This is a genomic window from Mycobacterium sp. GA-2829, assembly GCF_001499965.1.
In the GTDB taxonomy this organism is placed as follows: domain Bacteria; phylum Actinomycetota; class Actinomycetes; order Mycobacteriales; family Mycobacteriaceae; genus Mycobacterium.
Genome location: NZ_LQIT01000001.1, coordinates 170,610 through 187,783 on the forward strand (window position 1 = coordinate 170,610; position 17,174 = coordinate 187,783).

Consider the following 17,174-nt stretch of genomic DNA (forward strand, 5'->3'; position numbering starts at 1 on the left):
CGTGACTGCCCCCGACGACACCGGCAACCGGACGCTGGGCACCGCGCGCACCGCCGTCGAGCGGCGGGTCGAGGACGTGCTGGGGCGGATACCCCGCTGGGCGGGCAAGGCGGTGCGCTACGCGCCGGTGCACGGCGGGCTGCAGAACAGCAACTGGCGCATCACCGTCGAGGGGGACGACCGCCGCTTTTTCCTCAAGATCCCCGGCGACGGGTCCGATGCGTTCATCGACCGGGCGCTGGCCAACGAGGCGGCCCGGCGCGCCGGCGAACGTGGAATCGGCGCGGAGGTGGTCTATTTCGACCCCGACAGCGGGGTGGAGGTGATCGAGTTCCTCGAGGGCCATCGCGCCTGCACCAACGGCGACTTCAAGGATCCCGAGATCCCGCACCGGATCATCGACATCTACCGGCGCATGCACCACGGGTCGCTGCTGAGCGGGACCAAGACGATGTTCGACATGATCGACGAGCATCTGGCCCAGGCCACCGAGATCGGGGTGCGGCTGCCCGCGGACTGGGAGCTGGTGGCGGGGGAGTACCGCGTGGTCAAGGCGGCCCTGACGGCGTCGGGCCTGGATCTGGTGGCGTGTCACAACGATCCGATGCCCGGCAACTTCCTCGTCGCCGACGGCGCCCCGATGCGGATGGTGGACTACGAGTTCGCGTCCAACAACGAACGCGCCTACGAGCTCGCGTTGCTCATCACGGAGAAGTTCTACGGCGAGCAGCAGATGCTCGCACTCGTCGAGGACTTCTACGGCAGCACCGATTTCGCCACGCTGGCGCGGGTGCAGGTGTGCGGCGCGCTGGCCGACGTCAAATGGGGGCTGTGGGCGTGCGTCAACCAACAGCTGAACACCAGTTGGGATTTCGATTACCACAAGTACGGCTACTGGAAGCTGATGCGGGCCCGGCTGAAGATGACCGACCCGAGGTGGGCGTTCTGGGTCGACGCGCTCTGACCACGACCGCCGCCACCTGCACGACTGGCTTTTCCCCGGTTTCCACGTATGGTCGCGATCGAGTGGTTGTCACTTCGATCAAGGAGCGTCAATGGCTGACAAAAAACCCGGTAGGAACCTGAAAAAGCCTGCGGCACGGTCGCTGAAGGAGCGCCGGGCGGAGAAGCGGGAACGCGCCGTCGAGGCCGGTGAGCGGGTCCGCAAGCGGAAGCGCTGAACTACCGCCCGCGCATCGCGGAGCCCACCGCCGCCGACAGCGAGGCGAAGCCTTCGGCGTGCAGGCGCGCGGCGAGCCCGTCGTGAATCTGCTTGGCCCACAGCCCGCCTCCGTAGACGAAGCCGGTGTAGCCCTGCAGCAGCGAGGCGCCGGAGGTGATGCGCTCCCAGGCGTCGTCGGCGGTCTCGATTCCGCCGACACTGATGAGCACCAACCGGTCTCCGGCGCGGCGGTACAGTCGGCGCAGCACCTCGAGTGAGCGGGCGGCGACCGGCGCACCGGAGATCCCACCCGGGCCGAGGTCATCCACCCCCGGGGTCTGCAGCCCCGCACGCGAGATCGTGGTGTTGGTGGCCACGATGCCGGCGAGACCCAATTCGACTGCCAGATCAGCGATCTCGTCGACGTCGGCATCGGACAGATCGGGGGCGATCTTCACCAGTACCGGCGTCGAGGTCTGCGTCCGCACCGCGGTCAGGATCGGGCGCAGCGCCGCCACGGCCTGCAGATCGCGCAGGCCGGGAGTGTTGGGCGAGCTGACGTTGACCACCAGGAAGTCGGCGAGCGGTCCCAGCTGGCGCGCGCTGTCGGCGTAGTCGTCGACCGCCTGTTCGGCGGGAGTGGTCTTGGTCTTGCCGATGTTCACCCCGATCGGGGCGTCGGCGGTGTGCCGGGTGAGCCGCTGCGCGAGCCGGGCCGCCCCGTCGTTGTTGAACCCCATGCGGTTGAGCAGGGCACGGTCCTCGGGCAGCCGGAACAGCCGCGGCTGCGGGTTGCCGGGCTGCGGCCGCGCGGTCACCGTGCCCATCTCGGCGAACCCGAACCCCAAAGCGGGCCAGGTGTGCAGGCCGCGGCCGTCCTTGTCGAAGCCGGCCGCCAGCCCCAGCGGTCCGGGGAAGCGCACCCCGAACACGGTGCTGGCGAGCACCGGATCGGTCGGAGCGAGGCGGCCGCGCAGGGCGCTGCGCAGCGGGCCGGGCGTGGTGGCGGCGCGCAGCAGCGCGAACACCCAGTGGTGGATGCGCTCGGGGGAGATGAGGAACAGCACCCGCCGCAGCGCGTGGTAACCGCTCACTGACCCGGCTGCTCAGGAGTGGCCGAGGTCTTACGGCGCCGCAGCAGCACCCGGCGGCTACCGTCGGTGTAGGCGCGGACCCGGGTGAGCTCCCAGCCCCGGTACTCGGCCTCGATGGACAGCCGGATCGACGCGGTGACCCTCGTCACGTCGGGTGGCAGCCGCAACGGCACCCATTCCCATTCGTCGGAGGCCTCGGCGACCACCTGATCCCAGGCGGCGGGCATGCGGCCACGGGCGACACTCACCGCGGCCCCGCCGCACCCGTGATCACCTGCACACCCGCTCCCGTTCCGGACACCACATACAGCGTGCCAGACGCATCGTCGTAAGCGAGCAGATTCGGTTGCTGCACGGTTCGGTGACGCACCCTCTCGACGGGGATTCCGGTGGACAGATCGTAGCCAATGACGGCGTTGGCCGCGGTCTGCGACACCCAGGCCAGCCCGGGTGACCCGGCCAGGCCGTAGGGCGCGTCGTACACCGGGTAGCGCTGCCGCATGATCAGCGGGTCGGTGCTGAACACCAGCAGTTCGTCGCCGCGGGTGTCGGCGACCAGGATCCGGCCCTGCGCATCGGCGGCCATCGTGGTGGCGCCCTCCCCGGCGCGCAAGGCCTGGGCCACCTTGGTGCCGTCGGTGTCGAGTGCGCTCACCGAGGTCTGGGCGCGGTCCAGCACGATGGCGGTGTCCCCGCGCGCGACGAGCGCGTCCACCCGCGCGAAACCGCCCACCCGGGCGCCCACGGCGGTATCGGAGTCCAGCGTCAACACCGATCCGTCGGCGGTGCCGAGCACCACCCGGCCATCCGCGCGGCGCGCGATCGCGGTGACGTCGGTGTCGGGTTCGCCGTCCACCTCGATGCGGTCGACGCCGCCCGCGGCGATGTCCAGCCGCAGGTAGCCGCCGCGCGTGGCCAGATAGGCGGTGCCGTCCGCGCCCGCGGTCAGCGCCGTCGCGGGTTGGGGCAACCGGACGGTGCGCGGCCGGCCCTCGGTGACCACCGTCACCGCAGGTCCAGGCTCCAGGATCACCAGCGACCGGGTCGCGGCGTCGAACAGGGCAGCCCTGGCGTCGGGGCCGAACGGCAGCACCGAGCCGGCCGGGGCGCCGGTGGCGGGCGGGGACTCCGCGGCGGTGGCGGGCGCGATCGTGGGGGGCGGTGGATCCGCCGGATTCGACGAGCATCCGGCCCCGGAGATCGCCAGCACCGCGACGGCAGCGCCGAACAGCCGGGAACGTGGGTTTGAACGATGCGGCAAGGGGTAGCTCTCGGTGCGTGCGAACGGAAGTTCTGGGCCTTCGGGGGTCGGTGCGCCAGTCTAGGCAGATTCGGACCGACCAATTCCCGCCAATGTCTAGACCGACTTACATAAGTCTGGATATGGTGGCGCTATGACGCTGCTCACAGAACGCTACGCGAGCGCCGCCGGTTTCGAGTTCGAAGACATCTCCACCGGCGTCCACGCCAGCGGCTTCGGACAGGTCGGCGACGGCCGCAGCTTCTCGTTCCATCTCGAGCGTCAGTACCTGGTCGTCGAGGTGTACCGGCCGCGGCTGCAGGGTCCGGTGCCCTGTGAGGACGACATCGTCGCGCTCACCACCCGCACGCTGACCGACATCGATCTGACCGACGAACGCAGCCTCGCCGCCGCCGTGCGCGACGCGGTCTGGACCGCCCAGCCGGTGGCGCGCCCCGGTCGCTGACAGCCCGGCCACGGTAGGTTCGTCGACGTGATCGACGCACCGGCCATGTCGTGGTTGCAGGTCATCGTCCTCGCCGTCGTGCAGGGCCTCACCGAATTCCTGCCGGTGTCCTCGTCGGGGCACCTCGCGATCGTCTCCCGCGTCTTCTTCGCCGACGACGCGGGCGCCTCCTTCACCGCGGTCACGCAGCTGGGCACCGAGGTCGCGGTCCTGGTGTACTTCGCCCGCGACATCGCGCGCATCGTCCGCGCCTGGTTCGCCGGCCTGCGCGATCCGGCCCGCCGCGACGCCGACTACCGGCTCGGTTGGTACGTGATCATCGGCACGATCCCGATCGGCGTCATCGGCCTGCTGCTCAAGGACGAGATCCGTACCGCCGCACGCAATCTGTGGGCCATCGCGATCGCGCTGATCGTGTTCTCCGCGGTCATCGCGGCCGCCGAGTACTTCGGCAGGCAGGTCCGCCACGTCGAACAGCTCACCTGGCGCGATGGCGTCATCGTCGGGTTCGCGCAGTGCCTCGCGCTGCTGCCCGGGGTGTCGCGGTCGGGCGCCACGATCAGCGCCGGGCTCTTCCTCGGCCTCGACCGGGAACTGGCCGCCCGGTTCGGTTTCCTGCTCGCGATCCCCGCCGTGTTCGCCTCCGGCCTGTTCTCGCTGCCCGACGCGTTCGCACCCGTCGGGGAGGGGATGAGCGCGACCGGACCCCAGTTGCTGCTCGCGACCGTGATCGCGTTCGTGGTGGGCTACGCCGCGGTCGCCTGGTTCCTGCGCTTCTTGGTCCGTCACGGCATGTACTGGTTCGTCGGCTACCGCGTGGTGTTGGGTGTGGTGGTGCTGATCTTGTTGTCCACCGGTGTGGTGGCCGCGACGTGACCGTGATCCTGCTGCGGCACGGCCGCTCCACGTCCAACACCGCCCACACCCTCGCCGGCCGCAGTCAGGGCGTCGACCTCGATGACCGCGGCGCCGAACAGGCCCGCGCCGTCGTCGGCCGGATCGGCGAACTGCCGGTGCGGGCGATCGTGCGGTCCCCGCTACTGCGGTGCGAGCGGACCGTCGAACCGCTGGCCGCCGCCCTCGGCCTCGACCCCGTCGTCGACGAGCGGCTCACCGAGGTCGACTACGGATCCTGGACCGGCCGCAAGATCAGCGAGCTGGTGAAGGAACCGCTGTGGGCGGTGGTGCAGCAACAGCCCAGCGCCGCGGTGTTCCCCGACGGCGAAGGGCTGGCCCAGGTGCAGGCCCGTGCGGTGGCCGCGGTCCGCGAACACGACCGGCGGCTGGCCGAGGAGCACGGCGGCGACACCCTGTGGGTGGCGTGCAGCCACGGCGACGTCATCAAGGCCGTGCTGGCCGATGCGCTGGGCACCCACCTCGACAGCTTCCAGCGCATCACCGCCGACCCGGCGTCGATGAGCGTCATCCGCTACACGACACTGCGCCCGTTCGTCGTCCACATCAACCACACCGGAGCCGAACTCGCCGCCGGCCTGGCCGCCAAACCCGCCCCCGCCGACGGCCAACAGGACGTGCCCACGGAGGACGCGGTGGTCGGCGGTTCCACCGGTTGACCCGTCACCCGGTATTTTGGAAGGTGCCATGGCCCGAGCAATTCACGTCTTCCGCACGCCCGACCGCTTCGTGGCCGGGACGGTCGGGCAGCCCGGCAACCGGACGTTCTACCTACAGGCCGTCCACGATAAGCGCGTCGTCTCGGTCATCCTCGAGAAACAGCAGGTGGCCGTCCTCGCCGAGCGGATCGCGGCGCTGCTGCAGGAGATCAACCGCCGGTTCGGCACCCCCATCCCGCCCGACACCGGTGAGGTGGACGACCTGAGCCCGCTGGTGACCCCTGTCGACGCCGAGTTCCGGGTCGGCACCATGGGCCTCGGTTGGGACTCCGAGGCGCAGACGATCGTCGTGGAACTGCTCGCGGTGTCGGAGACCGAATTCGACGCCTCGGTGGTGCTCGACGACGCCGAGGACGGACCCGACGCCGTGCGGGTGTTCCTCACCCCGGAGTCGGCCCGCCAGTTCGCGACCCGCTCCAACCGCGTCATCTCCGCCGGCCGCCCGCCCTGCCCGCTGTGCGACGAACCCCTCGACCCCGAGGGCCACATCTGCGTACGCACCAACGGCTATCGGCGCGGCGCGCTGACGGAGACCGACGATGACGCCGACATCTGAGGCCTTGGCGCGCGGCGAGTTGACGGTCATCGGCCGGATCCGCTCGGCGAGCAACGCCACGTTCCTGTGCGAGGCGCACCTCGACGGCGCGCAGGTGCACTGCGTCTACAAACCGGTCGCCGGGGAGGCGCCGCTGTGGGACTTCCCCGACGGCACGCTGGCCGGCCGGGAGTACGGCGCCTACCTCGTCTCGGCCGCGCTCGGCTGGGACATCGTGCCGCAGACCATCATTCGCGACGGCCCCGCCGGCGCCGGCATGGTGCAGATCTGGGTGGACCAACCGGGCGACGAGTCCGACGAGGACTCCGGAAGTCCAGCGGGCCCCGATCTGGTCGACCTGCTGCCCGCGGGCAAGGTCCCGCCCGGGTACCTGCCGATCCTGCAGGCCTACGACTACGCGGGCGACGAGGTCACGCTCGTCCACGCCGACGACGCCCGCTTGCGCCGGATGGCGGTGTTCGACGTGCTCATCAACAACGCCGACCGCAAGGGCGGCCACATCCTCGCCGGGGTGGACGGCCGGGTGTACGGCGTCGATCACGGGGTGAGCCTGCACACCGAGGACAAACTGCGCACGGTGCTGTGGGGCTGGGCGGGCAAACCGGTCGACGACGACACCCTCGAGGTCGTCGCGTGTCTCGGCGACCAGCTGCGCGACGGTGACCTCCGCGACCGGCTGCGCCCGCACATCACCGCCCGTGAGATCGCCGCGCTGCACGCGAGAATCGTTGACCTGCTGGACAATCCGGTGATGCCCACACCGGACCGCCGCCGGCCCATCCCGTGGCCGGCCTTCTGATGCTGACCGATGCCGAACTGGCCGCGGTGGTGGCCGCCGAAGCCGGTGAGATGCTCGTCGCCCTGCGCGAGGAATACGACTTCTACCACCCCTACGACCTCGGGGACATGGGCGACAAACGCGCCAACGTCCTGATCCTCGACCGGCTGCGCCAGCACCGACCCGACGATGCGGTGCTGTCCGAGGAGGCCGTCGACGACCTGAGCCGGGTGCACGCCGACCGGGTGTGGATCGTCGACCCCGTCGACGGCACCCGCGAGTACTCGCTGCCACCGCGCACCGACTGGGCCGTCCACATCGCGCTGTGGCAGCGCGTCGGCGGACCCGACGGCAGGCTCACCGACGCCGCCGTCGCCCTGCCCGCCCGCGGCGAGGTGTACCGCACCGACACCGTCACCCCGCCCGCCCCGCGCCGGGACGGCCCCATCCGCATCACCGCCAGCGCCACCCGGCCGCCCGCGGTGCTGTGGTGGATCCGCGACCGCCTCGACATCGAGATGGTCCGCATCGGCTCGGCCGGCGCCAAGGCGATGGCCGTCGTCCGCGGCGAGGTCGACGCCTACCTGCACGCCGGTGGGCAGTGGGAGTGGGATTCGGCGGCCCCGGCGGCGATCGTGGCGGCGGCGGGCCTGCACGCGACACGGCTCGACGGGTCACCGCTGCGGTACAACCGGGAGGACCCCTACCTGCCGGACCTGCTGATGTGCCGGCCCGAGGTGGCCGACGTGCTGCTCGCCGCGATCCATTCGGCGTACTGAGTGGCGGGAATGAAACGACAGCCGCGGTTGTCGCACTTCGCGAGACTGCGCACCAGCAGGAGGCTGCCCTGATCGAACAACCTAGAGTCGACGTCATGCAATCGTGGTCCGCGCCGGAAGTCCCGGCCCTGCCGGGCCGTGGCCCGCAGTTGCGGCTCTACGACAGCGCCGACCGTCAGGTCCGGCCGGTGTCACCGGGCGAGACGGCCACCATGTACGTCTGCGGCATCACTCCGTACGACGCCACCCACCTCGGGCACGCCGCCACCTATCTGGCGTTCGACCTCGTGCACCGGCTGTGGCTGGACGCCGGACACCGCGTCCACTACGTGCAGAACATCACCGACGTCGACGATCCGCTGTTCGAACGCGCCGACCGCGACGGCATCGACTGGCGCGAGCTGGGCGCCCGCGAGACCCAGCTGTTCCGGGAGGACATGGCCGCGCTGCGGGTACTGCCCCCGCACGACTACGTGGCCGCCACCGACGCGATCGCCGAGGTGATCGAGCTGGTGGAGAAGATGCTGGCCTCCGGTGCGGCCTACGTGGTCGAGGACGCCGAATACCCCGACGTCTACTACCGCGCCGACGCGACCGTGCAGTTCGGCTACGAGTCCAACTACGACCACGAGACGATGCTGCGGCTGTTCGCCGAACGCGGCGGCGATCCCGACCGGCCCGGGAAGGTCGACCGGCTCGACGCGCTGCTGTGGCGCGCGCAGCGCCCCGGCGAGCCGAGCTGGCCGTCGCCGTTCGGGCCCGGCAGGCCCGGTTGGCACGTGGAGTGCGCCGCGATCGCGCTGGACCGCATCGGCACCGGTCTGGACATCCAGGGCGGCGGCAGCGACCTGATCTTCCCGCACCACGAGTTCTCCGCCGCCCACGCCGAATCCGTCACCGGGGAGCGGCGCTTCGCCCGCCACTACGTCCACGCCGGGATGATCGGCTGGGACGGCCACAAGATGAGCAAGAGCCGCGGCAACCTCGTGCTGGTGTCCCGGCTGCGCGCCGACGGGGTCGACCCGTCGGCGATCCGGCTGGGCCTGCTCGCCGGGCACTACCGTGCCGACCGCTTCTGGAGCGACGACGTCCTCGCCGAGGCGCAGGACCGGCTGCAGCGCTGGCGGCGTGCCACCGCGCTGCCCGCCGGGCCGGACGCCACCGACGTGCTCGCCCGGGTGCGGACCTACCTCGCCGACGATCTGGACACGCCCAAGGCGCTCGTAGCACTCGACGCGTGGTGTACCGAGGCGCTCGAGGGGCTCGGCACCGACACCGATTCGCCCAAGACGGTCGCGGCGGCCATCGACGCGTTACTCGGAGTTGCGCTCACCGTGGAGTAGCTTTGCAGGCCATGACATCCGTGCGCGGCAAGGTCGTGGTCATCACCGGTGGAGCTAGGGGAGTCGGGGAGGAGTTGGCCCGGCGGCTGCACGCCAAGGGCGCCAACCTGGTCCTCACCGACCTCGACGAGGGGCCGCTGTCGACGCTGGCCGCCGACCTCGGCGACGAGCGGGTGCTGACCGCGGTCGCCGACGTGAGCGACCTGAAGTCCATGCAGTCGGTCGCCGAAAAGGCGATCGCCCGCTTCGGCGGTATCGACATCGTCATCGCCAACGCAGGTATCGCCAGCTACGGGTCGGTGCTGGTGGTCGACCCGGATGCGTTCCGGCGGGTGCTCGACGTCAACGTGGTCGGCGTGTTCAACACTGTGCGCGCGACGCTGCCGTCGGTGATCGACCGCAAGGGCTACGTGCTGGTGGTGTCGTCGCTCGCGGCGTTCGCCGCCGCCCCGGGAATGGCGCCCTACGACGCGTCGAAGGCCGGCGTGGAGCACTTCGCCAACGCGCTCCGCCTCGAGGTCGCCCACCACGGCGTGACGGTCGGCTGCGGGCACATGTCGTGGATCGACACCCCGCTGGTCCAGGACACCAAGGCCGACCTGCCGAGTTTCCGCACGATGCTGGACTCGCTGCCCGGACCGCTGAGCCGAACCACCTCCGTCGAGAAGTGCGGCGAGGTGTTCGTCAAGGGCATCGAACGCCGCAGAGAACGCATCTACTGTCCGTGGTGGGTCGGTGTCATGCGCTGGATCAAACCGGTGCTGACCACCCGCATCGGCCAGGCTTCGCTGCTGAAGGCCGCACCGACGGTGTTGCCGCAGATGGACGCCGAGGTCACCGCGCTCAAACGCTCGCTCGGCGCCCGCACCCACGGTCTGGGCAAGAAGTGATCCGCCGGCTGATCGCGCTGGCGGCGGTCGCCACGCTCGCGGGCTGTGCCGGCGGCGACGAGGACGAGGCGGCGCCTGCCCCGTCGAGCGCGCCCCCGACGGCGGAGGCGACGCCGGCCGAGGCCCGCGCGATCGCCAAGGAGGCCTACATCTACGGCTTCCCGATCGTCGACAACTACCGGGTGCAGTACGCCTACTACGTCGACCGGGACAATCCGGAGTACAAGGGCGGCTGGAACGAGATCCACAACACCGCACGGGTTTACACCCCCGAGGACAAGGCGGTGCAGACGCCGAACTCCGACACCCCGTACTCGATGCTCGGCACCGACCTGCGCGCCGAACCGCTGGTGCTGACGGTGCCGCCGATCGAACAGGACCGCTACTACTCGCTGCAGTTCATCAACGGCTACACCAACAACATCGCCTACGTCGGCAGCCGCACCACCGGCAACGGCGGCGGGAAGTACCTGCTGGCCGGCCCCGGCTGGCACGGCGGCACCCCCGACGGCATCGACGAGGTGATCCGCTCCGACACCGATCTGGCCGGGGTGATCTACCGCACGCAGCTGTTCGGGCCGTCGGATCTCGAGCAGGTCAAGAAGATCCAGGCCGGCTACCAGGTGGCGCCGCTGTCGGTGTACCTCAACACCGAGCCGCCGCCCGGGGCGCCGCCGATCGACTTCGTGCCCCCGCTGACCCCCGAACAGCAGAAGACCTCACCGCAGTTCTTCGAGATCCTCAATTTCGCGCTGCGCACCGCGCCGGTGCTGCCGAATGAGCGCGACCTGCGAAACCGCTTCGCGCGCATCGGGATAGGCCCCGACGGTGACTACGACGCCGACCGGCTGACCCCGGAGATGAAGACCGCCATCGAGGACGGGATGGCCGACGCCTGGGCCGAACTCGACACGTTCCGCAAGAACGAGGTCGACACCGGCAAGGTGGGTGCGGCGCAGTTCTTCGGCACGGCCGACGACCTCAAGGGCAACTACCTGTACCGGATGGCCGGTGCGGTGTGGGGTATCTACGGCAACACCGCCGCCGAGGCGCTCTATCCCGGGCTGCTCCACGACTCCGACGGCCAACCGCTCACCGGGGCGAACAACTACACGGTGCGGTTCGCACCCGGGCAGCTGCCGCCGGTCAATGCGTTCTGGTCGCTCACCATGTACGAGATGCCCGCCAGCCTGCTGGTCGCCAACCCGATGCAGCGCTACCTGATCAACTCGCCGATGCTGTCGAGCCTGGTGCCCGACCCCGACGGCGGCTACACGATCTACGTGCAGAACGCCTCGCCGGGCCCCGGCAGAGAGGCGAACTGGCTACCCGCGCCCAAGGGGCCGTTCCAGATGGTCATGCGGCTGTACTGGCCGAAACCCGACGCCCTCAACGGCACGTGGAAGCCGCCGCAGGCCGTGAAGGTCGCCTGACCACCCCGCCGGAATAAGGTTCCGGCACGCCTTCGGACCGGTTCGCGTGCGGTAACCCTGATCTCGGCGCCGCTGACGTCAGCTGTTGCGGAAGCCCGGCCCGCGCCGACGCAGGTACCGCTCGAACTCGGCGGCCAGCGCGTCGCCGTCGATCTTGCCGAGCACCTCGGTCATGTCCACCTCGGCGTCGCCGCGCTCCTCGAGGGAGGCCACGTACTCGGCGATCTCCTCGTCCTCGGCGGTCATCTCGGTGACCGCCTGCTCCCACTCCTCGGCCTGGGTGGGCAGATCAGCCAGCGGCACCTCGATGTCGAGGACCTCCTCGACCCGGCGCAGCAGCGCGACGGTGGCCTTGGGGTTCGGCGGCTGCGACACGTAGTGCGGCACGGCGGCCCAGAACGTCACCGCGGGGATCCCGGCCTGCACGCACGCGTCCTGGAACACCCCGGCGATCCCGGTGGGCCCCTCGTAGCGGGTCTCCTCCAGGCCGAAGAACTTCGCCGACTCCGACGAGTACGCCGCCCCGGACACCGGCACCGGGCGGGTGTGCGGGGTGTCGGCGAGCAGCGCGCCGAGGATGACCACGGTCTGCACGTTGAGCTTGTCGGCGATGTTGAGCAGCTCGGCGCAGAACGTGCGCCATCGCATGTTGGGTTCGACGCCGTGCATCAGCACGATGTCCCGGTCGGCGCCGGGCGGGCGGCAGTGCGAGATCCGCATCGAGGGCCAGACGAGCTCGCGGGTGACGCCGTCGACCATCCGGATGACCGGCCGGTTGACCTGGTAGTCGTAGTACGACTCGTCGTCGATCTCGGCCAGCGTCTCCGCCTCCCAGATCGCGTCCAGGTGCTCGAGGGCGTCGCTCGCGGCGTCTCCGGCGTCGTTCCAGCCCTCGAACGCGGCGACGACGATGGCGTCGCGCAGCTGCGGCAGGTCAGGTCCCTTCGCTGGGCCGAAGTCCGAGGGGGTCACCAGTTCAGCCTAAGGCCTGGGGGACATGCGCGAGCCCCATCGCCCCACGCGGCGGTTTGCGGCGGCCACTACCCTGGCTACGTGAGTGCTGCACCGAAATACCTGTGCCCGCACTCCCGTTGGACGGATGACCTGGGCGTCCAGACGTCGGTCGGGCGACGACGTAGACTTTTCGGGGCCGAGAGGCGTTGCAACGGATTCTCGGGGGGCCGGGCGCCCCTCGGTATCCGCCACGCTCGGCAGAGTCAAGGACGCCTTCCGTAATGGAAGGACCGCACGTGAGCTCAGTTGAGTCGACCACTTTCGCGCAGAACGTCCGTCCCGACTGCACCGACGAACTGACCGCGTCCCTGCGCCGGCGCATCCTGGTGATCGACGGTGCGATGGGCACGGCGATCCAGCGGGACCGCCCGGACGAGGCCGGCTACCGCGGTGACCGGTTCAAGGACTGGCCCAGCGATGTCGTCGGCAACAACGACCTGCTCAACCTGACCCAGCCGCAGATCATCGAGGGCATCCACCGCGAATACCTCGAAGCGGGCGCCGACATCCTCGAGACCAACACGTTCAACGCGAACGCGATCTCGCTGTCCGATTACGGCATGCAGGAGTTGAGCTACGAGCTGAACCACGCGGGCGCCGCGCTGGCGCGGGCCGCCTGCGACGAATACAGCACCCCCGACAAACCGCGCTACGTCGCCGGGGCGCTGGGCCCGACCACGCGGACCGCGTCGATCTCCCCGGACGTCAACGACCCCGGCGCCCGCAACGTCGGCTACGACCAGTTGGCCGAGGCCTACCTCGAGGCCGCCAGGGGCCTGGTCGACGGCGGCGCCGACCTGATCATCGTCGAGACCATCTTCGACACCCTCAACGCCAAGGCCGCGGTCTTCGCGGTGGAGACGCTGTTCGAGGAGCGCGGCCGCCGCTGGCCGGTGATCCTGTCGGGCACCATCACCGACGCCTCCGGCCGCACGCTGTCCGGTCAGGTCACCGAGGCGTTCTGGAACTCGATCCGGCACGCCAAACCGCTCGCCGTCGGCCTCAACTGCGCCCTTGGCGCCCCCGAGATGCGGCCCTACATCGCCGAGATGTCCCGCATCGCCGACACCTTCGTCTCCTGCTACCCGAACGCGGGCCTGCCCAACGCGTTCGGCGAGTACGAGGAGTCCGCGCAGCGGCAGGCCGGCTACGTCGCCGAATTCGCCGAGGCCGGTTTCGTCAACATGGTCGGCGGGTGCTGCGGCACCACGCCCGCGCACATCGCCGAGATCGCCAAGGCCGTCGAGGGCAAGGCGCCGCGGCAGGTGCCGGAGATCCCGGTGGCCACCCGTCTTTCGGGTCTGGAACCGCTCAACATCGACGACGAGTCGCTGTTCGTCAACATCGGTGAGCGCACCAACATCACCGGCTCGGCGCGGTTTCGCAACCTGATCAAGGCCGAGGACTACGACACCGCGCTGTCGGTGGCTCTGCAGCAGGTCGAGGTCGGTGCGCAGGTCATCGACATCAACATGGACGAGGGCATGATCGACGGCGTCGCCGCGATGGACCGGTTCACCAAGCTGATCGCGGCCGAGCCCGACATCAGCCGCGTGCCGGTGATGATCGACTCCTCCAAGTGGGAGGTCATCGAGGCGGGCCTGAAAAATGTCCAGGGCAAGCCGATCGTCAACTCGATCTCCATGAAGGAGGGCGAGGAGAAGTTCGTCCGCGAGGCCCGGCTGTGCCGCAAGTACGGCGCCGCCGTCGTCGTGATGGCGTTCGACGAACAGGGGCAGGCCGACAACCTGGAGCGCCGCAAGCAGATCTGCGGGCGGGCCTACCGGATACTCACCGAGGAGGTCGGGTTCCCGGCCGAGGACATCATCTTCGACCCCAACTGCTTCGCGCTGGCCACCGGCATCGAGGAGCACGCCACCTACGGCATCGACTTCATCGAGGCCTGCCGCTGGATCAAGGAGAACCTGCCCGGGGTACACATCTCCGGCGGCATCTCGAACGTGTCGTTCTCGTTCCGCGGGAACAACCCGGTCCGCGAGGCGATCCACGCGGTGTTCCTCTTCCACGCCATCAAGGCGGGCCTGGGCATGGGCATCGTCAACGCCGGTGCGCTGGTGCCGTACGACTCGATCGACCCCGAACTGCGGGACCGCATCGAGGACGTCGTGCTCAACCGGCGCGAGGACGCGGCGGAACGGCTGCTGGAGATCGCCGAGCGCTTCAACAGCAAGGAGAAGGGTGAGGATCCCGCCGCTGCCGAGTGGAGGTCCCTCCCGGTCCGCGAACGCATCACCCACGCGCTGGTGAAGGGCATCGACGCCCACGTCGACGACGACACCGAGGAGTTGCGCGCCGAGATCGCGGCCGCGGGCGGACGTCCGATCGAGGTGATCGAGGGCCCGCTGATGGACGGGATGAACGTCGTCGGCGACCTGTTCGGCTCCGGCAAGATGTTCCTGCCCCAGGTCGTCAAGTCCGCGCGCGTGATGAAGAAAGCCGTGGCGTACCTGCTGCCGTTCATCGAGGCGGAGAAGGAGGCCAACGGTACAGCGGCGAGCAAGGACACCAACGGCACCATCGTGATGGCGACCGTGAAGGGCGACGTCCACGACATCGGCAAGAACATCGTCGGGGTTGTCTTGCAGTGCAACAACTTCGAGGTCATCGACCTCGGTGTGATGGTGCCCGCGCAGAAGATCCTGGACGCGGCCAAGGAGCACGACGCCGACATCATCGGCCTGTCCGGTCTGATCACGCCGTCGCTGGACGAGATGAGTAACTTCGCCGTCGAGATGGAACGCGCCGGGCTGGAGATCCCGCTGCTGATCGGTGGCGCGACCACGTCGCGCGCCCATACGGCCGTGAAGATCTCGCCACGCCGCAGCGGCCCGGTGGTCTGGGTCAAGGACGCGTCCCGCTCGGTGCCCGTCGCGGCCGCGCTGCTCGACGACCGGCAGCGGCCCGCGCTGCTCGAGGCGACCGAGAAGGATTACGCGTCCCTGCGGGAACGGCACGCCCAGAAGAACGAGCGGCCGATGCTGACGCTGGAGAAGGCCCGCGCGAACCGGACGCCGGTCGACTGGAACGGTTACACCCCGCCGGCACCCGTGCAGGGTCTGGGCGTCCGCGAATTCACCGGCTACGACCTCTCGGAGCTGCGGGAGTACATCGACTGGCAGCCGTTCTTCAACGCCTGGGAGATGAAGGGCCGGTTCCCGGACATCCTCAACAACCCGGCGTCGGGGGAGGCCGCGCGCAAGCTGTACGAGGACGCGCAGGAGATGCTCGACACCGCGATCAAGGAGAAGTGGCTGACCGCCAACGGGGTGATCGGCTTCTTCCCCGCGAACGCGGTCGGCGATGACATCGAGGTGTACACCGACGAGACCCGCACCGAGGTGCTGACCACGCTGCACAACCTGCGCCAGCAGGGTGAGCACCGCGACGGCATCCCGAACCGTTCGCTCGGCGATTTCGTCGCGCCCAAGGACACGGAGCTGGCCGACTACGTCGGCGCGTTCGCGGTCACCGCGGGCCTGGGCAGCCAGGACCGGATCATGGAGTTCAAGGCCGCCAACGACGACTACAGCGCGATCCTGCTGGAGTCCCTGGCCGATCGGCTGGCCGAGGCGTTCGCCGAGCGGATGCACGAGCGGGTCCGCAAGGAGTTCTGGGGCTACCAGCCCGACGAGCACCTCGACAACGAGGCGCTGATCGGTGAGAAGTATGTGGGAATCCGCCCGGCGCCCGGGTATCCGGCCTGCCCGGAGCACACCGAGAAGACGACGTTGTTCGACCTGCTCGACGTCACTGAGCGCACCGGCATCGAGCTGACCGAGTCGATGGCGATGTGGCCCGGCGCCGCGGTCAGCGGTTGGTACTTCTCGCATCCGCAGTCGCAGTACTTCGTCGTCGGCCGGCTGGCCCAGGACCAGGTCGCCGACTACGCCAAACGCAAGGGCTGGACCCTGCAGGAGGCCGAGCGCTGGCTGGCGCCCAACCTCGGCTACAACCCGGAGGACTGAGCCCGAACGTGAAGTCATGCACGAGGATTCGACGGATATTCGAACACGAGCTCACGCTCGGCGGAAGGTTGCGGCCATGAGAGCGGTCCTTTTCGATATGGACGGGACGCTCGTCGACTCCGAGAAGCTGTGGGACGTCTCACTCGCGGCGCTCTACGACCGCCTCGGCGGGGTCATCACCGACGAGTTGCGCACCGCGCTCGTGGGCAGTTCGGCGGAGAACACCATCAAGACGATCTTCGCCGACCTCGGCCTGGATCCGGACCCGGTCGCGATGGCCGAGGCCGACCGCTACCTGCACACCTACACCGGTGAACTGTTCGCCACCCGCGGCCTGCCGTGGTGCGACGGCGCCCGCGAACTGCTGGATTCCCTTGCGGGCGAAGGTGTTCCGATGGCATTGGTGACCAACACCCAGCGCGAGCTGACCGAGCAGGCGCTGGGCAGCATCGGGCGCCACTACTTCACGGTGACCGTCTGCGGTGACGAAGTGCCGCACGGGAAGCCGCGGCCCGATCCGTATCGCCTCGCCGCGCGCCTGCTCGACGTCGAGCCCGGGCACTGTCTGGCCGTGGAGGACTCGGTCACCGGCACCCTGGCCGCCGAACTCGCCGGCTGCCCGGTGTTGGTCGTGCCCAACGACGTCGTGGTGCCCCGCACCCCGCGCCGCCACCACCTCGAGTCCCTGCGGGGGCTCGCCGTCGACGATCTGCGGACCATCCACGCCGAGATCGACGCCGCCTCCGGGGAACGCACGGCCTGAGGCGCAGCGCGGTTTCGTCGCGCCCGCTTGTGGGAA

The 17,174-nt window shown here is 69.7% G+C and carries 17 protein-coding genes; 13 read left to right on the plus strand and 4 right to left on the minus strand.

Annotated features, from left to right (window positions below; all coding sequences use genetic code 11):
- Position 1 precedes the first annotated feature (1 nt).
- Together AU194_RS00790 and AU194_RS32820 are read left to right on the plus strand one after the other, a co-directional pair.
- Positions 2-964, plus strand: a complete 963-nt coding sequence (locus AU194_RS00790; protein WP_059087502.1) for a phosphotransferase — start codon at positions 2-4, stop codon at positions 962-964.
- Positions 965-1,055: 91 nt separating this feature from the next.
- Positions 1,056-1,181, plus strand: coding sequence for a hypothetical protein (locus AU194_RS32820; RefSeq protein ID WP_255374820.1), 126 nt, complete (start codon positions 1,056-1,058; stop codon positions 1,179-1,181).
- 1 nt (position 1,182) lies between these two features.
- On the opposite strand, the gene AU194_RS00795 is transcribed toward AU194_RS32820, so the two are convergent.
- Genes AU194_RS00795 through AU194_RS00805 form a run of 3 tightly spaced genes read right to left on the minus strand, consistent with a single transcriptional unit; the run spans position 1,183 to position 3,517 of the window.
- Complete coding sequence (locus AU194_RS00795) at positions 1,183-2,256, minus strand: quinone-dependent dihydroorotate dehydrogenase (RefSeq protein WP_059087312.1); 1,074 nt, start codon at positions 2,254-2,256, stop codon at positions 1,183-1,185.
- The gene (locus AU194_RS00800) at positions 2,253-2,483 is read right to left on the minus strand and encodes a DUF5703 family protein (RefSeq protein ID WP_157575849.1); all 231 of its coding nucleotides are present in this window, start codon (positions 2,481-2,483) and stop codon (positions 2,253-2,255) included. The genes AU194_RS00795 and AU194_RS00800 overlap by 4 nt, the downstream gene beginning before the upstream one ends.
- Before the next feature lie 17 nt (positions 2,484-2,500).
- Positions 2,501-3,517, minus strand: a complete 1,017-nt coding sequence (locus AU194_RS00805) for a YncE family protein (protein WP_059087314.1) — start codon at positions 3,515-3,517, stop codon at positions 2,501-2,503.
- Positions 3,518-3,650: 133 nt separating this feature from the next.
- On the opposite strand from AU194_RS00805, the gene AU194_RS00810 reads away from it, so the two are divergent.
- From AU194_RS00810 to AU194_RS00850, 9 genes are all read left to right on the plus strand, one after another.
- A complete protein-coding gene (locus AU194_RS00810) occupies positions 3,651-3,962 on the plus strand; it encodes a hypothetical protein (RefSeq protein ID WP_059087315.1) in 312 nt (103 codons plus the stop codon).
- 45 nt (positions 3,963-4,007) lie between these two features.
- A complete protein-coding gene (locus AU194_RS00815; RefSeq protein WP_059087503.1) occupies positions 4,008-4,838 on the plus strand; it encodes an undecaprenyl-diphosphate phosphatase in 831 nt (276 codons plus the stop codon).
- Positions 4,835-5,536 carry a histidine phosphatase family protein gene (locus AU194_RS00820; RefSeq protein WP_059087316.1) on the plus strand — a complete coding sequence of 234 codons (702 nt, stop codon included), beginning with the start codon at positions 4,835-4,837 and terminating at the stop codon, positions 5,534-5,536. Before AU194_RS00815 ends, AU194_RS00820 begins: the two co-directional genes overlap by 4 nt.
- A 28-nt stretch (positions 5,537-5,564) precedes the next feature.
- A complete protein-coding gene (locus AU194_RS00825) occupies positions 5,565-6,152 on the plus strand; it encodes a DUF3090 domain-containing protein (protein ID WP_059087317.1) in 588 nt (195 codons plus the stop codon).
- Positions 6,136-6,951, plus strand: a complete 816-nt coding sequence (locus AU194_RS00830) for an SCO1664 family protein (protein WP_059087318.1) — start codon at positions 6,136-6,138, stop codon at positions 6,949-6,951. Before AU194_RS00825 ends, AU194_RS00830 begins: the two co-directional genes overlap by 17 nt.
- The gene (locus AU194_RS00835; RefSeq protein WP_304438535.1) at positions 6,948-7,709 is read left to right on the plus strand and encodes a 3'(2'),5'-bisphosphate nucleotidase CysQ; all 762 of its coding nucleotides are present in this window, start codon (positions 6,948-6,950) and stop codon (positions 7,707-7,709) included. Before AU194_RS00830 ends, AU194_RS00835 begins: the two co-directional genes overlap by 4 nt.
- Positions 7,710-7,804: 95 nt before the next feature.
- Positions 7,805-9,052 carry a cysteine--1-D-myo-inosityl 2-amino-2-deoxy-alpha-D-glucopyranoside ligase gene (gene mshC / locus AU194_RS00840; protein ID WP_059087319.1) on the plus strand — a complete coding sequence of 416 codons (1,248 nt, stop codon included), beginning with the start codon at positions 7,805-7,807 and terminating at the stop codon, positions 9,050-9,052.
- An 11-nt stretch (positions 9,053-9,063) separates the two neighbouring features.
- Entirely contained in the window at positions 9,064-9,942 is an 879-nt protein-coding gene (locus AU194_RS00845; RefSeq protein WP_197417472.1) for an SDR family oxidoreductase, read from the plus strand.
- Positions 9,939-11,375, plus strand: coding sequence for a DUF1254 domain-containing protein (locus AU194_RS00850; RefSeq protein ID WP_059087321.1), 1,437 nt, complete (start codon positions 9,939-9,941; stop codon positions 11,373-11,375). The genes AU194_RS00845 and AU194_RS00850 overlap by 4 nt, the downstream gene beginning before the upstream one ends.
- Positions 11,376-11,453: 78 nt before the next feature.
- Here AU194_RS00850 and AU194_RS00855 read toward each other — a convergent pair whose 3' ends face one another.
- A complete protein-coding gene (locus AU194_RS00855; protein ID WP_369804011.1) occupies positions 11,454-12,308 on the minus strand; it encodes a PAC2 family protein in 855 nt (284 codons plus the stop codon).
- A gap of 302 nt (positions 12,309-12,610) precedes the next feature.
- Between AU194_RS00855 and metH the strand changes: the two genes are divergently transcribed.
- Together metH and AU194_RS00865 are read left to right on the plus strand one after the other, a co-directional pair.
- Positions 12,611-16,375, plus strand: coding sequence for a methionine synthase (gene metH, locus AU194_RS00860; protein WP_197417473.1), 3,765 nt, complete (start codon positions 12,611-12,613; stop codon positions 16,373-16,375).
- Positions 16,376-16,451: 76 nt separating this feature from the next.
- A complete protein-coding gene (locus AU194_RS00865) occupies positions 16,452-17,138 on the plus strand; it encodes an HAD family phosphatase (RefSeq protein ID WP_059087323.1) in 687 nt (228 codons plus the stop codon).
- The last annotated feature ends 36 nt before the right edge of the window (positions 17,139-17,174 follow it).

Excerpts from the sequence above, each read along its gene's own strand:
- AU194_RS00845 (WP_197417472.1), top strand. The coding sequence starts at position 9,064 with ATGACATCCGTGCGCGGCAAGGTCGTGGTCATCACCGGTGGAGCTAGG.
- AU194_RS00825 (WP_059087317.1), top strand. The coding sequence starts at position 5,565 with ATGGCCCGAGCAATTCACGTCTTCCGCACGCCCGACCGCTTCGTGGCC.
- mshC (WP_059087319.1), top strand. The coding sequence starts at position 7,805 with ATGCAATCGTGGTCCGCGCCGGAAGTCCCGGCCCTGCCGGGCCGTGGC.
- AU194_RS00815 (WP_059087503.1), top strand. The coding sequence starts at position 4,008 with ATGTCGTGGTTGCAGGTCATCGTCCTCGCCGTCGTGCAGGGCCTCACC.
- AU194_RS00865 (WP_059087323.1), top strand. The coding sequence starts at position 16,452 with ATGAGAGCGGTCCTTTTCGATATGGACGGGACGCTCGTCGACTCCGAG.
- AU194_RS00810 (WP_059087315.1), top strand. The coding sequence starts at position 3,651 with ATGACGCTGCTCACAGAACGCTACGCGAGCGCCGCCGGTTTCGAGTTC.
- AU194_RS00830 (WP_059087318.1), top strand. The coding sequence starts at position 6,136 with ATGACGCCGACATCTGAGGCCTTGGCGCGCGGCGAGTTGACGGTCATC.
- AU194_RS32820 (WP_255374820.1), top strand. The coding sequence starts at position 1,056 with ATGGCTGACAAAAAACCCGGTAGGAACCTGAAAAAGCCTGCGGCACGG.
- AU194_RS00800 (WP_157575849.1), bottom strand. The coding sequence starts at position 2,483 with ATGCCCGCCGCCTGGGATCAGGTGGTCGCCGAGGCCTCCGACGAATGG.
- metH (WP_197417473.1), top strand. The coding sequence starts at position 12,611 with ATGGAAGGACCGCACGTGAGCTCAGTTGAGTCGACCACTTTCGCGCAG.